Origin of the sequence: Ureibacillus sp. FSL K6-0165, assembly GCF_038004285.1 — a bacterium.
Classification (GTDB): domain Bacteria; phylum Bacillota; class Bacilli; order Bacillales_A; family Planococcaceae; genus Ureibacillus; species Ureibacillus thermosphaericus.
Window position 1 is genome coordinate 2,311,115 of record NZ_JBBOQS010000001.1, and the last position, 15,619, is coordinate 2,326,733.

At 37.3% G+C, this 15,619-nt stretch carries 13 protein-coding genes, 1 rRNA gene and 1 CRISPR repeat array (1 of these 15 only partly in view); of the genes, 4 read left to right on the forward strand and 10 right to left on the reverse strand.

The genetic code is table 11. The features are described 5' to 3' along the window. Positions 1 to 242 precede the first annotated feature (242 nt). The 6 genes from NST00_RS11500 to NST00_RS11525 form a co-directional block, all read right to left on the reverse strand. Positions 243 to 1,795, reverse strand: a 16S ribosomal RNA gene (locus tag NST00_RS11500). 657 nt (positions 1,796 to 2,452) lie between these two features. Next, entirely contained in the window at positions 2,453 to 3,409 is a 957-nt protein-coding gene (locus NST00_RS11505; RefSeq protein ID WP_016839112.1) for a thymidylate synthase, read from the reverse strand. 372 nt (positions 3,410 to 3,781) lie between these two features. Next, positions 3,782 to 4,144, reverse strand: coding sequence for a hypothetical protein (locus tag NST00_RS11510; protein WP_016839113.1), 363 nt, complete (start codon positions 4,142 to 4,144; stop codon positions 3,782 to 3,784). A 164-nt stretch (positions 4,145 to 4,308) separates the two neighbouring features. Then, positions 4,309 to 4,917 carry a YpjP family protein gene (locus tag NST00_RS11515; protein ID WP_339288627.1) on the reverse strand — a complete coding sequence of 203 codons (609 nt, stop codon included), beginning with the start codon at positions 4,915 to 4,917 and terminating at the stop codon, positions 4,309 to 4,311. Between the two features lie 298 nt (positions 4,918 to 5,215). Then, entirely contained in the window at positions 5,216 to 6,343 is a 1,128-nt protein-coding gene (locus NST00_RS11520; RefSeq protein ID WP_340709976.1) for a glycerate kinase, read from the reverse strand. Further along, entirely contained in the window at positions 6,340 to 7,311 is a 972-nt protein-coding gene (locus NST00_RS11525; protein WP_340709977.1) for a 2-hydroxyacid dehydrogenase, read from the reverse strand. Before NST00_RS11525 ends, NST00_RS11520 begins: the two co-directional genes overlap by 4 nt. Before the next feature lie 143 nt (positions 7,312 to 7,454). Here NST00_RS11525 and NST00_RS11530 point away from each other — a divergent pair, with 143 nt between their 5' ends. Together NST00_RS11530 and NST00_RS11535 are read left to right on the forward strand one after the other, a co-directional pair. After that, positions 7,455 to 8,276 (forward strand): EcsC family protein, encoded by an 822-nt coding sequence (locus NST00_RS11530; RefSeq protein WP_016839117.1) that lies wholly within the window; start codon positions 7,455 to 7,457, stop codon positions 8,274 to 8,276. Between the two features lie 28 nt (positions 8,277 to 8,304). Further along, positions 8,305 to 8,448 (forward strand): hypothetical protein, encoded by a 144-nt coding sequence (locus NST00_RS11535; protein WP_340709978.1) that lies wholly within the window; start codon positions 8,305 to 8,307, stop codon positions 8,446 to 8,448. Positions 8,449 to 9,219: 771 nt separating this feature from the next. Here NST00_RS11535 and NST00_RS11540 read toward each other — a convergent pair. The 3 genes from NST00_RS11540 to NST00_RS11550 all read right to left on the reverse strand — a co-directional run bounded on the left by NST00_RS11540 (position 9,220) and on the right by NST00_RS11550 (position 11,393). Next, positions 9,220 to 10,005, reverse strand: a complete 786-nt coding sequence (locus tag NST00_RS11540) for a class I SAM-dependent methyltransferase (RefSeq protein ID WP_340709979.1) — start codon at positions 10,003 to 10,005, stop codon at positions 9,220 to 9,222. Then, entirely contained in the window at positions 9,993 to 10,424 is a 432-nt protein-coding gene (locus NST00_RS11545; RefSeq protein WP_016839121.1) for a BrxA/BrxB family bacilliredoxin, read from the reverse strand. The genes NST00_RS11540 and NST00_RS11545 overlap by 13 nt, the downstream gene beginning before the upstream one ends. A 303-nt stretch (positions 10,425 to 10,727) precedes the next feature. Next, positions 10,728 to 11,393, reverse strand: a complete 666-nt coding sequence (locus NST00_RS11550) for a M15 family metallopeptidase (RefSeq protein ID WP_340709980.1) — start codon at positions 11,391 to 11,393, stop codon at positions 10,728 to 10,730. 326 nt (positions 11,394 to 11,719) lie between these two features. On the opposite strand from NST00_RS11550, the gene NST00_RS11555 reads away from it, so the two are divergent. Further along, positions 11,720 to 11,992: a Parvovirus coat protein VP1-like protein gene (locus NST00_RS11555; protein WP_083839549.1), complete on the forward strand. Its 273-nt coding sequence runs from the start codon at positions 11,720 to 11,722 to the stop codon at positions 11,990 to 11,992. A 166-nt stretch (positions 11,993 to 12,158) separates the two neighbouring features. Here NST00_RS11555 and wecB read toward each other — a convergent pair whose 3' ends face one another. Next, positions 12,159 to 13,256: a non-hydrolyzing UDP-N-acetylglucosamine 2-epimerase gene (gene wecB / locus NST00_RS11560; protein ID WP_016839125.1), complete on the reverse strand. Its 1,098-nt coding sequence runs from the start codon at positions 13,254 to 13,256 to the stop codon at positions 12,159 to 12,161. 164 nt (positions 13,257 to 13,420) lie between these two features. On the opposite strand from wecB, the gene NST00_RS11565 reads away from it, so the two are divergent. Continuing rightward, on the forward strand, positions 13,421 to 14,587 hold the full coding sequence (locus NST00_RS11565; protein WP_340709981.1) for a glycosyltransferase: 1,167 nt from the start codon (positions 13,421 to 13,423) through the stop codon (positions 14,585 to 14,587). Positions 14,588 to 15,382: 795 nt separating this feature from the next. Continuing rightward, positions 15,383 to 15,619: a CRISPR direct-repeat array (repeat unit 33 nt) (it continues 3,037 nt past the right edge of the window).

Sequence of the window (15,619 nt, forward strand, 5' to 3'; positions counted from 1 at the left end):
CGCATATAGTACACTCCGGTTCTCACTCGCTCATTTCCTTGTCTTGCTTGCGTCTCGCAACCCTTACGGCTTTTAATCCACGTCGCATTTACGTCGTGTTAGCCTAGTTGTTTACGCTTTACAGTAAATATCTTGCTTTCAATGTCGTTTATCCAGTTTTCAAAGAACAACACTATAACTTTGAAGGTCATAAACCTTCAAAACTGAACACAAAACGCTAATGCTTCCGTAAATATCCTTAGAAAGGAGGTGATCCAGCCGCACCTTCCGATACGGCTACCTTGTTACGACTTCACCCCAATCATCTGTCCCACCTTCGGCGGCTGGCTCCCGAAAGGGTTACCTCACCGACTTCGGGTGTTACAGACTCTCGTGGTGTGACGGGCGGTGTGTACAAGGCCCGGGAACGTATTCACCGCGGCATGCTGATCCGCGATTACTAGCGATTCCGGCTTCATGCAGGCGAGTTGCAGCCTGCAATCCGAACTGAGAACGGTTTTTTCGGATTGGCTCCGTCTCGCGACTTCGCGACCGTTTGTACCGTCCATTGTAGCACGTGTGTAGCCCAGGTCATAAGGGGCATGATGATTTGACGTCATCCCCACCTTCCTCCGTATTTGTACGGCAGTCTCCTTAGAGTGCCCAACTGAATGATGGCAACTAAGGACAAGGGTTGCGCTCGTTGCGGGACTTAACCCAACATCTCACGACACGAGCTGACGACAACCATGCACCACCTGTCACCGCTGTCCCCGAAGGGAAGGCTATGTCTCCATAGCGGTCAGCGGGATGTCAAGACCTGGTAAGGTTCTTCGCGTTGCTTCGAATTAAACCACATGCTCCACCGCTTGTGCGGGCCCCCGTCAATTCCTTTGAGTTTCAGTCTTGCGACCGTACTCCCCAGGCGGAGTGCTTAATGCGTTAGCTGCAGCACTAAGGGGTGGAAACCCCCTAACACTTAGCACTCATCGTTTACGGCGTGGACTACCAGGGTATCTAATCCTGTTTGCTCCCCACGCTTTCGCGCCTCAGCGTCAGTTACAGGCCAGGAAGCCGCCTTCGCCACTGGTGTTCCTCCATATCTCTACGCATTTCACCGCTACACATGGAATTCCGCTTCCCTCTCCTGCACTCAAGTCTCCCAGTTTCCAATGACCCTCCCCGGTTAAGCCGGGGGCTTTCACATCAGACTTAAGAGACCGCCTGCGCGCGCTTTACGCCCAATAATTCCGGACAACGCTTGCCACCTACGTATTACCGCGGCTGCTGGCACGTAGTTAGCCGTGGCTTTCTAGTAAGGTACCGTCAAGGTGCAGCCAGTTACTACTGCACTTGTTCTTCCCTTACAACAGAGCTTTACGATCCGAAGACCTTCTTCGCTCACGCGGCGTTGCTCCATCAGGCTTTCGCCCATTGTGGAAGATTCCCTACTGCTGCCTCCCGTAGGAGTCTGGGCCGTGTCTCAGTCCCAGTGTGGCCGATCACCCTCTCAGGTCGGCTACGCATCGTCGCCTTGGTAGGCCGTTACCCCACCAACAAGCTAATGCGCCGCGGGCCCATCCTATAGTGATAGCAGAACCATCTTTCAACATCAAAGCATGCACTTTGATGTGTTATCCGGTATTAGCACGCGTTTCCGCGAGTTATCCCAGTCTATAGGGCAGGTTACCCACGTGTTACTCACCCGTCCGCCGCTAACCTCATGAAAGCTAGGCTTTCAATTGGTTCGCTCGACTTGCATGTATTAGGCACGCCGCCAGCGTTCGTCCTGAGCCAGGATCAAACTCTCCATAAAAGAAAATTTGATTTGCTCAAAATTTAATGTCCGAATCTAGTTTGTTAACGAGGGTTAACAACTAGATAATTTATTGCATTAACGTTTTGTTGTTCAGTTTTCAAGGTTCATTTCGTCATTTTTTGACAACTTTTATATTATAACACAGTTCCCTTTTGTTATCAACTATATTTTTAATAGCTATTCATTCAGATAAGGGAAACTATCATTATTATGTTACAACTCATCATGTAAATCATTTATTGATATTTTTTAGTCGGATTAACGACTGGATTTATAATGTAACAAATTAATATAAATAATGCAACCCCAATTTCAAAAATTTTTTCATTGAATGTAAATAAAATATAGAATCATATTCTAATTTTACAAAGAATATTCTTCTCTCTTATATCTACTGTCTAGCTATTTACTCCATCAAAAATCCATAATTGTGTAATCTAACTGTAGTCCTTATTATCCTTAATGTTATCAATTCATTTTTTATACCTTCATTACAATCCTTTTGATTTTTCTTTAAATCGTGTATAACACTTGATCGTAACTCATTTCCTTCAAATTCTCTCTCTTATATTTAATTGTAGCAAACAAAGCCACAAAGTAATGGAAGTTTTCCATTCTTTTGTGGCTTTTATCAAATCAAATACATTATTACTCTTAAACTGCTACAGGCGCTTTGATGGTTGGATGTGGGTCATACCCTTCAATCGACAAGTCATCCAACTCGATATCAAATACCGATTTTTTCTCAGGATTAATTTTTAGCGTCGGGAGGGCTTTCGGTTCTCTAGAAAGCTGTTCCTTCACTTGTTCTATATGATTTAAATAAATATGTGTATCGCCAAAGCTATGAATAAACTCTCCTACTTCAAGTCCGCATTCATGAGCGATTAAATACGTCAACAATGCATAAGAAGCAATATTAAACGGCACACCTAAAAACACGTCTGCACTACGTTGATATAGTTGACATGATAATTTCCCTTCTGCCACATAAAATTGGAATAACGTATGGCAAGGTGGTAGCGCCATTTCATCCACTTCTGCTGGATTCCATGCAGAGACAATTAATCGGCGGGAATTTGGATTTCGCTTAATTTGCTCAATCACATTTTTTAATTGGTCAATCGTTTCACCGTTGTCACTAGGCCAACTTCTCCATTGTTTTCCATATACCGGACCTAACTCACCATATTTTTTTGAAAATTCATCATCCGTTAGTACTTTTTCATGGAAGATTTTCATTTGCTCATCTAACACTTTTGCAAACTCTTCATCCTTTGCTGCACGTAATCCGAAGTCGGTCATATCCGGTCCATTATACTCACTTGATTCAACCCACTTTTTAAACGCCCATTCATCCCAAATGTGGTTATTATGCTCGAGTAAATACCGAATATTTGTATCACCTTTAATAAACCATAACAATTCGCTAGCAATCAGTTTAAAAGGTACGCGCTTCGTAGTTAATAATGGAAAACCTTTGCTTAAATCAAAGCGCATTTGATAACCAAAAATGCTGATTGTTCCTGTCCCTGTTCGATCTTCTTTTTTCACTCCCGTATCTAAGATATGTTGCAATAAATCTAAATACGCATACTCAGGATGGCGCATATCAATACACTCCCGTCTATGAAAATTCTAGTTCGTAATCATTTTTCCAAACTTACAGCAATTTATGAAATAATATTGCGTCATCGAAAAAAGAACTTTTCTTATCATATCATAAAAGAAAAGAGATTGGTTTCAAATGAAAAATGAATGGATTTGTAAAATGTTGCATATAATTACTTTCTAAACATATCTTCAATCGGAGGGATTATAATGGATGCAGATTTTTTAATTGGTATCGGACTTATTTTATATACAATATACTTAACAACCCTTTGCTTTACAAATTAACAATAAAAAAACGAAAAGCTGATTCAATGAACTCGAATCAGCTTCTCCATTTGTCTTTTACCAAATGTCCTCATTGGAACTATTTCATTTTATCATTCCCATACTTGATAACAATATTTTTGCATCGCTATTCAAATTTTTTAGTGTATTTTCCCTTAATAATAATTGTTCTTTTTCTCTTAAAAATATCTTTAATCCGCTAATATCGAATCGACTTGCATAAGTATTAATGACAGTAATAGCATGTAATTCTTCTTTTGTTAACGTTTGTTCCACCGATTCAAATTTCTGCTGAACAAATAAAAGAATTTCCCGAGCATTACTGTTAAGCAAATGTCTATTTTCATAAACAGTATCAAAGTTTTCCTCTATGTATCTACGAGCTGTACCATAATCTAATGCATCAACAGCGCCATTTATCCTAATAATCAAGTTGCTCAACAACACTACTAAAGACCTCCTTGACATAAAAGTATATCGGTATAATAGTAGTATTGTTTAGCCTATTTTTTAAGAAATTGGATATAAAATGAAAAAAAGATATATTTGACAATATATCCCCAATTTTTGAAAATAAAAAAATACCACCCATTTTTAGGTGGTATTGGATATTAAGAAAGCCATTTAGGTGGAGTATTTTTAGAATAGTAAATATCCCCAATCGTATGATGGGATGCAAAATGATCCTCGTGAGTATGATAATGGAAGTTGTAATAATATCCTTCTTGAGGACGCTTTTCCGTACGAACATGGAATCGAAGTAAGTCTTTTCCGCTTATACCATCCGTAATATGAAATATTTTTTCAGAATAATTTCCGCCCGGTTTTTCAGAAATTGTTAAATAACGTTTTGATTCATCATCCAAATTTGATAAGGTAGTAGAAATAATTCTTTCTATATTTGGGAAAATCTGTTGTTCGAATTCATCTTCAATCACCGGCGTAATTTTTGAACCAAATTTTATGTATGATTGTTCACGTGCAAGTTGAATAATTGAATCAATTGGATCAATTGATTCAATCGACTCGTTACTTTCTTCTATATAAGATTCTTCAATACTTTCATTTGCTTCTTCAACATTTTTATAATCGGAACTTGGCGTTCGATTCGAGTCTTGTCCATTTTCTAATACATCCCAAATGGAATGATCAGGCGTAATGAACCCTAATGTTAATAAGGCAACGGTAAATACGAGTGCTTTTTGCCACCACTTTTTCAAGGACCTCACCAGCTTTCTATACAAATCTACTATCATTATTTACGATTTTCTATGAAAAAGGTTTCCTTATTTAAGTTTTCATAGTAAAATTACTAGGGAATTGACCATTGTTTTCTATTAAGGAGGGATAAGGAATGGCCTCAATTACTATTGCCATTGGTCTTGTTCTTTATTTAGGATACTTAACTTCATTCTGCTTTTCTAAATAAGTCATGAAAAAAGCTGCGTCTCGTGGCTTTTTTTGTTTATAGGAGGAGCACTGCTATGAATCTTTGATAGAGTAGCAGTGCAGTTACACTTAAATTCTCAGCAACTCTGCGATATTCTCGACTAGTTCCAACACAAGTTGTTTTGCATCTTTCATTGATTCTTCTATCGAACTCGGTCCTTTACATATTGAGAAAGCCGCGGATAATCCTAATTCTCTTATTTCATTTCTCGATAATTCAATATTTCCGCAAACCGCCACAACCGGGATATGATGCTGATTGGCAAGTTCACAAATTCCTTTGATTACTTTTCCATTAAGGGTTTGATGATCTAGCTTCCCCTCCCCTGTTATAACGAAATCCACCGTAGGAAGCAACTGATCTAATTGTAAATATTCTATTAATATGTCAATGCCTTGTCTAATTTGCGTTTTAAAAAGTGCCAAAAAGGATGCAGGAATTCCCCCAGCAGCACCAACGCCTTCGCGACTTACAATCTCCTTACGAAATTCTTTTTCTAATACTTTTCCATAATGTTCAAGGATTCCATCAATTTCGTTTAAACGCTCTTTGGCAATGCCTTTTTGCGGTCCGAATACGAAAGTCGCCCCCTGCTCTCCACAAAGAGGATTATTTACATCCGTCGCCAAAATAAATTCACATTCAAATAGCCTCGGATCAACCTTTTGTAAATCAAGTGAAGCAATTTTTTGGATATCCGTTAATGATTCAATTTCTACAGGTTTATTGTGAACATCTCTGAACGACACGCCCAATTCCAAAAGCATCCCAACACCCGCATCATTCGTAGCACTACCGCCAAGGCCGATAATAAAGGTACGACAGCCTTTATCTAAACCATATAAAATAAAATTTCCTACCCCGTAGCTAAATGATTGATAGGGATTTCGTTCATCCTCCGATACATGTGTTAACCCTGTACTTTTTGCCATCTCGATAAACGCCGTTCGTTTTTGTAAGTCAAACGCCATTTTTCCTTGAATCGTTCTCCCCAACGGATCTTTGACGTTTACCAACTCCACTTGGAATGGATGCACAGAACAGATGCTTTCTAAAAAACCTTCTCCTCCATCAGAAATCGGAACTTCGATTACTTCTGCATCCATGACGTTGTTCATCCCATGGCGAATTGTTTGGCACAATTCAATTGATGAAAGAGAGCCTTTAAAGGAATCCGGTGCAACTAAAACTCTCATATTTTCAAACCTTTCGTCACAGGCGTAATCGGTTCTTTACCCGATAACACATTGGCAATATTGTTCGCAGCGAGTTCCACCATTCTTGTTCTCGTTTCATATGTAGCACTGCCAATATGAGGAAGCAAGATGACATTATCTAACGCCAACAACCCTTCCACAATTTTCGGTTCATGTTCGTACACATCGAGTGCCGCCCCAGCGATTTTTCCTTCTTTTAAATGTTCATATAACGCTTGTTCATCAATTAATGGCCCACGGGATGTATTAATTAAATAAGCATCTTTTTTCATGAGATGTAATTCTTCTCGCCCAATCAAATGATAAGATTCTTCATTTAATGGTGCATGGATTGTGATATAATCGCACTCTTTTAACAACGTTTCCAAATCGACATATTGTGCATTGTATTCTTGTTCCTTTTCTTTCGACAGCGGATTTCGATTATAATAGTAAACCTTCATATTGAACCCTTTTGCTCTTTGACATACAGCTGACCCAATTCTCCCCATCCCTATGATGCCTAATTTCTTTCCATATACCATATTGCCGATAAATAAATGCGGAAGCCAGCCGGTAAACTTCCCTTCCCGAACGAAATGATCGGCTTCAACAATTCTTCTTGCTATTCCAAGAATCAGTGCCCATGTAAGGTCTGCCGTTGCATCATTTAGAACATCTGGCGTGTTTGTTACGACGATGCCACGTTTTTCCGCAGAAGCAATATCGATATTGTTATAGCCAACACCGCAATTGCCGATAACTTTTAACTTTGATGCTTGTTGTAAAATGTCATCTGTAATGAAATTGTTGACCATCGAAAGCACGGCATCTTGATCTTTTATTTTTTCGAGTAACGCTGGCCCATTCAACGTTTCTTCCTTTTCCCAAACTTCCACTTCACCCACAGATTTTAATATGTTTAATGCTGAATCACTAATTTTACTCGTCACAAAAATCTTAAACATTTCTACCACTCCTCTTCTACATACATACATATTCTCGGTTTTTTTTAATAATCCTTCTGTCGAAACTTTTTCGAAAAGGAACTCGTATAAAGTAGGAAACCGCTACAAATAATGCATGGTTAAAACGAATAGGAGAATGAATATTGGAAACAAAGGAGCAATTATTGGCCTATTTACAAGAGATTGAAGCATGGGAAAAGGAACAAAAAGATTTATTTTTTTGGGAAAAAATCGGTAGAATCCCCTTTAAAATTTTAGATAAATTGACACCAAAATGGATTCAAAAAAAAGTTGCTGAATTAGTGGATGAATTAGGAAGCTACATTCAAACAGGCGGAAAATATTTAGTCAGTGAACAAGCTATCATTAAAAGAATCAATCAACATTCCTCTGTTAAAAATATCCACTCGATAGAAGAGATTCGAAATTTGCCGATTGAAGAGATGAAAAAGATTTCCGAGCAGCTTTCGAAAAAACGCGCAGCAATTGCAACGGTGCAAGGAGCTTCAACGGGAGTAGGCGGATTATTTACTCTTGTCGTCGATATTCCTGTGATATTGGGAATTTCCTTGAAAACCCTTCAGGAAATTGCCATAATTTATGGATATGATCCAAATGATAAAATAGAACGCATATTTATCGTGAAATGTTTGCAATTTGCAAATGCAGATATTGTTGGAAAGGAAGCCATCTTAAAAGAATTGTCGGAAATGGATAAACAATCCTCTACGGATGTAATCCAGCAATTAAAAGGATGGCAAGAAGTGTTTTATACGTTCCGTGATCAATTTGGTTGGAAAAAATTCTTCCAAGCGATACCGATTGCCGGCATACTATTCGGAGCTTTCGCCAATAAAGGTATGATTGAAAACATCGCAGAAACTGGCAACATGCTTTATCGGAAAAGAAGAGTGAAGGAAAGATTAAAAGAATTGTCTGTTGGAGAGTTTTATAACTTATCTTAGGGGAGAAATAATAAAGGGAGTTCAGGAAATGGCAAATAAAATATTTACAATAAAAGTTGCAGAACTGTACTTTGAACAACTACAAAAGGAAATTCAATCCAGTGGTTTAACTGTAGAAGAATGGTTTAAGCAAAAAATAGAACAATTACAAAAAGACGCTCGAACAGAATAATGGCCGAGCGTCTTTTTCTATGGAATGTGGAAAATTCTTGTTAGATAGATGCAAGCAAATATGGAACCTAGCAGACACATCATCTGCACAAATTGAAATCCCATACGTACAAGGGAACTGTACATCTTCTTCTATCAGAAAATATAAGAGCTAAAAAGTGAAAATGAAAGAAATTATATTTTTACTATAAACATTTACAAATCGTTTAATAATTGGAATTTATTTACTGATAAAATTATAATAGTGTTGCGGAGGTTGGAAAATGGAAGCATTAACTTTTTTTATTTTAGTTGTATTTTTTTAATGCCACTATATGGACTGGTGTTTTGCTTAAGTCTTTTTGATTTTTTAAAAAAACTTATTAGAGGACAAAAAAGGCTGTTAATAGAACAGGTTCTCCTAACATTTTCATTTATATTAATTATTTGGAGTATTGGTGTAACTGCTGCAAGTAATGGTTTGTAAAAACATACTATCAAGCCTCTACAAAGAAGCGAACATTAATAGTTACTATTTAAAGATGTGATACAATACGCACAAGTAAGTACTTCATCCATTCAAGTTACTACTACATTCGCACGAATGAATACATCATCTGCACAAGTTTCTACTTCATATGCACAAATTTTCATCCACACAAATTAAAATCTATACGCACTAATATCAGCCAGTAGAAATATTAACCCTACCAAATCATCATTACAAAATAAAAAAGAGCGAACTTGCCATATTCGCTCTTTTTATACTTTATATGCTTGCTGTAATCAGCAATTAATTTTTTTCTAATACCCCGTAGTGGAATTTCGATGTCAAGCGCACTTTTCGCTCAAAACCCAAGTCTTCAAAATGAGTTGAACGAAAATGAGCTTTTAACACCACCCGCTTTTTCGCCACACGATACGCTTCCTTTACCCATTCTTCCGTTAATGGATGATGGCTGCCGACTTCTCTTAGCGATTCAAAGTTATTTGATTCTTCAATAGTTTCCTCAAACATCGGATCAAGATATACAACATCAAAGGAACTATCTGGCTGCTTCTTTAAAAATTCAACTGCCTCAGCATGAATAACCTGAATCCGCTCCATCGCTTGTTTTAGCACTGGGTCTGTCGTTTCATATTCTTTTAATCCTCTCCGGACAAGATAAGAAATGATAGGATCTACTTCCACACCTACCACTTTTCCACTTTCGCCAACAGCAAAAGAAGCAATAATCGCATCTGAACCAATTCCTAAGGTACAGTCAAGAAATGAATCGCCAGGTTGCAGCCCACAAGACTCAATGAACGGCTCCGTTTCCCCTCTCTCTAACCGCTTCAAACGAAAAGCAGCCGTATCAGGATGAAAAAAGAAAGGCGTTGAAGAGCCTTTCGCATAATACTCGAACCGATTTTTCCCGGCAACAATCACATTGGCTTGATAAAGATTGCCGATTTTCGCAACAGAACGTTTCTTTCGCGGAACATAATGAACATGAAGTTCTTCGCTAATTTGTTTTGCCAACTGAAAAGACTCTTCATCTGGCCTACCTGCCGTCGTCACAATTACTTTCCGCATGCTTGTTTTAACACGCCCGTAATATGGTCACGGATTTGTTCCACTGAAAAACCTTCAATTTGTTCTCTTGGAATAAAGTATTCCAATTGTCCATCACGTAAAATAGCAATGGATGGGGAACTTGGCGGAATATCTTCAAAGTATGCACGCATTGCCGCTGTTGCTTCGCGGTCTTGTCCAGCAAATACCGTCACTAAGTGATCTGGTTTAATTTCTTTAATTGCTTCTCTTACTGCTGGACGTGCACTTCCAGCCGCACAACCACATACGGAGTTAATCACAACAAGCGATACCCCTTTCGCTGTTGCCATAAATTCATTGACTTCATCTGCTGTTGTTAATTCTTTAAATCCAACGTCCACCAATTCTTGACGCATTGGCTTCACGATGGCTTGCATGTATTCTTCGTAAGCGTTCATCGTTTCGCACCCTTTCATATTTTTTCACAAAACTTATTATATCAAGGTTTTGCATAGTTTGACAGAAAGTTGCTTTTATATTTTTTAATTATTGAAACCTACCTTTTGAGAGAATAACACAAGGAAAACAGGAAAGGACAACCAATTGATTTTAATTAAAGGTTGTCCTCTAGATTAGTGGAAGAACATAATTCTTCCTTTTCTAAGTAGCCATTCACTGTAAAAAAATAGATGAACACAGGTGTTTCACCCGTTCACCCACCATTTTTTCATATAAAGTGTATTTATCAAAGCTTCATCGCTCTACTTTTTATTCCTTCTTTGCTGAATCGTAATATATAAACCGAGTAATCGGTCAGTTGTCATTTTTTTATTTCGAAGGTCATCTAAGTGATACGGTTGAATGAGTCCTTCTTTAACTGCTTGTTCCAGCATTTGTTCAGCTGCTGAATACATCGTCGGTGATTTTGGATCCCACACGCCTACTTCCCCCTTTTCAATATCTTTTTCATCGATAATGAGCTGCACTTTTAACTTGCTCGTTGTTGGCACAATCACCGTACCTTCTAATTTATAACCCTTTGGCATCGTCCAAGATGGAGTTACTTCAAAATGAGGACGATCGACACTGCCGACCCAATCTCCCCCCCAAGTAATGCCCAGTTTTCGAGCAATGGCGCCAACTTTATTCAACGTAGTCACATCGTAAAGATCTTTAGGTGGTGCTACTGCGATATCCCACGCTAAGCGGCTTGTGTGTCTGCTGTTTAAGGTCCATGTGATTATTGAGCCTGGACGACTGCGACCTTGCTGATATAAATAATTTTGTCGTTCCTGCGTTCGGTAAGTTTCTGTAATAAAAATATCTCGAATCCCCGCTTTATAGCATTCTTGAAACAGCAACTTGCAAGCAGTTTGTGCTACGGGCAATAGTTGAGACAAATCACGAATCACTGTTGTTACACTCATGTAATTCACCACCCTTCTGACTTATATATATCCAAAACTCTCTAAAAAGTGCCGGCAAGTTTAAAATTTATAGTTTTTTATTGCGATCGATATTAATTATTTATAAATAAAAAATAGAGCTGCTCCTTAGCATATCCATTACAAAGAGCAGCTCTTCTCCTATTTATCTGCAATTGAGTTTATAAGTTTTCATTTAAATTTGATAGACACTTTTTACCCTCTTAATCTTATAAAGTTATGGAAGATCTATATGTATGCCCTACTCAATCTTCATTTTTGCCATAGTATAAATATATACTAGTTATATTGGAAATGGGGGATATCAAATGTTCCAACGTCGTAGATCGCCATTCGGTTTCTGCTATCCTGGTTATCGTTACTGCGGACCGGGTTGTTCTGGACCGGGTGCACCAACAAATCCCGTCGACTTTTGTTGTTTACAACACGATATTTGTTACGCAATGTACGGACCATGCCGCTATTGTGATGATTTGTTTCAACAATGTTTAGCACCTTATAAACATCCTTACTACGGCAGAATGGCACGGGATGCAAGACTATTCTCTAACGTCATGAAAATTCGTAACTTCTTTTTCTAGTAAGGGCTAAAGGACGTTTTTTATATGCTGTTTACGTTTAAATACTGAAAAAGTTTAGGAACACGCAATATTAAAAAACAGCCTTTTTATAAAAAGCGTCTTTTTTTATGTCTACAATCGCCTCTTTCAATTTAATGAAAAAGCGTACCTTTAATCAGTACGCTAATTATGCAAAGTTATTTACAATCGCCTGACAAATGCGCTGCGCTGCATTGCCATCTCCAAATACTTGAGGTTGTGCATGATTCAAGCAGTCTAATTTTCTGGACGCCTTTTCCATTATCGAATGAACATTGATTGGACATAAACAATTCCAACCATTTTCTAACGTTTCAATCCACTCTGTTTGATCCCTTAGCGTCGTGCAAGGCGTTTTTAAAAGATAGGCTTCCTTTTGAAGACCGCCCGAATCCGTCACCACCATATAAGCATTTTTTGTTAAATAAAGCATTAACAAATATCCTACTGGTTGAATAATTGTTACGTTTCGAAACGAAATATTTAATTTTTCCACCAATTTTTGCGTTCTTGGATGCAGCGGTATGAGTACTGGTTTATCCAACCTTTCTAAAGCAGTGAAAATCGTTTGTAATTTCATTAAATCATCTGTGTTTTCTGCGCGGTGAATCGTAGCAAGATAATATTCTTTTTCTTTCAAAAGCGGAATATGTGGATTTTCAGCTTTCAATGTTTCTAACCATTTACTGTTTGAATAGCGTTTATTTGATATATTCATAAATCGATTAACAGCATCGACCATAATATCGCCTGTTAAAAGAACCCCGTCTGTTATCCCTTCCTTTTTCAAATTTTCCACAGCTGTTTTCGTAGGACATAACAATAAATCCGATAGATGGTCGGTCAATACTCGATTTTGTTCTTCTGGCATTCGTTTATTATAACTGCGCAGTCCCGCCTCAACATGAAAGACCGGGATATGCAATTTGCTGGCAGCTAATGCTCCTGCCAATGTCGAATTGGTGTCTCCATATACAAGCACTCCATCAGGCTTCTCTTTCAACAGTATCTGTTCAATCTTTTCAAGCATTCTCCCCGTCTGTAAACCATGACTTCCAGAACCAACTCCTAAATAATAATCGGGTTTTGGAATGGAGAGCTCTTGAAAAAAGATATCAGACATATTTTGATCATAATGTTGTCCCGTATGAATCATAATTTCATGATGCTGCTTTCGAAACACATCCGAAAAAGGGGCAGCTTTAATAAATTGCGGCCGTGCACCAACGATTGTAATCAGCTTCAACTCACATCCCCCTTTCATAAAAAGTTCGTAATCTATTTTATGTCTAGTGATAAACATTGTTACTGTCTATTAATTTATAAAAAAATAGGAATATGTATCGGTTCATTTGAGAGATTTTGCATAGCATATACCAGTAAACCGAATCCATATTGGAGGAATGCTAAATGAAAGTTTGCAAGTTAATTCGAAAGCATTCTTTTAAAGATGTCCATGTTTTTGAAAAAGAAGCTATTAGCTTAAAAAAATTAGGTTATGACGTAACCATTGTAGCTGGAAAAACAAGAGGAGTTGTTTTTGGACCAAATCGAAGTTCGATAAAAGACCCAGCTTTTAAAAAGGATTCATTCGAATATAAAGGGATTAAGTTTTTAACGTATGATATAGTGGAAATTACTTATACGCATATCAACAAAATGATTAAAGCTTTAGAAACGAATACACAAAATTATTTTCCTGATAAATTATATGAAAAGGCTTTGTCTACAAATGCTGATATCTACCATGCCCACGAATTGCATACGTTGTATGAAGCTGTACAAATCAAAAGAACGCTTAGAAAAAAAGGAAAAAATGTCAAGGTCATCTTTGATGCACATGAATTAGAAGCAAATAGCAAATTCTTGACATTATTGATGAAAGAAGTCGATCATCTCATTACTGTATCGGATTCAATTAAAGAAATTTATCAAAAGAGATACCCAAATGTACCTATTACAGTGATTTATAATACGCCTTCCTATCAAGAAGAGTTGCAGAAGGATAAAACATATAAAAACTCTTTTGTCATTGCCTTTGAAGGAGTCGTAACGTACCAAAAAGGAGATCCTAGAAAAATCATCGAAATTGCGAATCTTTGCAACAAGTCAATGAAAAATTTCAGTTTTGAAATTTTCGGAAGAATTCATCCTACTATGAAGGAAAGGAATCTCATTTCCCAACATCCTTCCATCAACTGTAAATGGATTGACTATCACAACCTACCTACTGAATTAAACAAGGTGCATGTGGGCTATATTTATTTCGATACAAGCAATGCGAATCGGAAATATGCGATGCCGAATAAGTTTTTCAGTTATTTGAATAACGGGATTCCTGTCGTTGTGAATCAATCCATTGACATGAAAAGATTTATCGAAAAATATCAATGTGGAATTGTGATAGATAAAGTAAATCCAACGGCAGAAGATTACTATAATCAGTTTTACCGATTATATCAAAATCGAAAATTACTGAGCCAAATGGGCCAAAACGCAAGAAAAGCAATGAAAGATATCTGTTGGGAAAAGATGGAGGAACGGTTGTCTGAAATTTATAAAAGTCTACAAACATAGTAAAAACAGGCTGCAACTTTGGTTAAATGCAGCCTGATTTTTTTGATGGGAGCAATCCATTCGAAAGAATGAAAATGATATATAAATAATTTTTCCACGAATGAATTGGGATCTCCCTTTTTCCTTTCTCGTAGGCATATATTTCAGCTAAACCTTATAGGGTTAGTTTAACATCAAATCAAATTTTTAGAAAAATCAATATTTTCGTTTTTATAACTAAAACATACAGATTCTATTGTTAAATATATATGAGGATGAAGTTTTCCGTGATGAGCTCAGCGGATATAATAATGGAATGTATTTCCAATCCAGATCTTGTAACTTGAGCGAACGTGAAAGAGATGCTATTCCATTAAAGAAGAAATAGCCATGTACAATGAAATTGAAAAAAAATGGGCGAAATACAAAGAAACCTAAAAAAATAAGCTCCCAATTCCCCTTCTCATTGAGTGGAAGGTTTTTATTTACTTCAATAAAAGATTTCTTAAAAATCACAAGCGTTGTATAAAGTTCTTATTCCTTAAACCGAAAGCTTATTGATCGCTTCCCGAATATTCCGTTTCTTCACAATATTGTTATATTTATCCTGGATATCATAGAAACTAAAGGCAGTTGTATTGTTCACTTTCCAGACTATAGAAGAAAATGATCGATAGACGATAAGGTGAGTAAAATTTATCAATATTAGTTTCGTTATTTTATTAAAGAGAGCTTTTTCAAAGTTAGTGATTAAAGTGTATGAAAAAAAGACCTAATGTAAAGGTGCGACGTTCATAAATATTAAGGAGCTTTAAAATTTCAATCCACGCACCTTATGTAAGGTGCGACAGACATTCAGTTTTAAGGCGATACCTTCCCATGTATTTCAATCCACGCACCTTATGTAAGGTGCGACACCTTGTTGATATAAATAATTTTGTCGCTCCTGCATTTCAATCCACGCACCTTATGTAAGGTGCGACACGTGCAAACAGCAAATGCAATTTTACAAGTATACATTTCAATCCACGCACCTTATGTAAGGTGCGACGG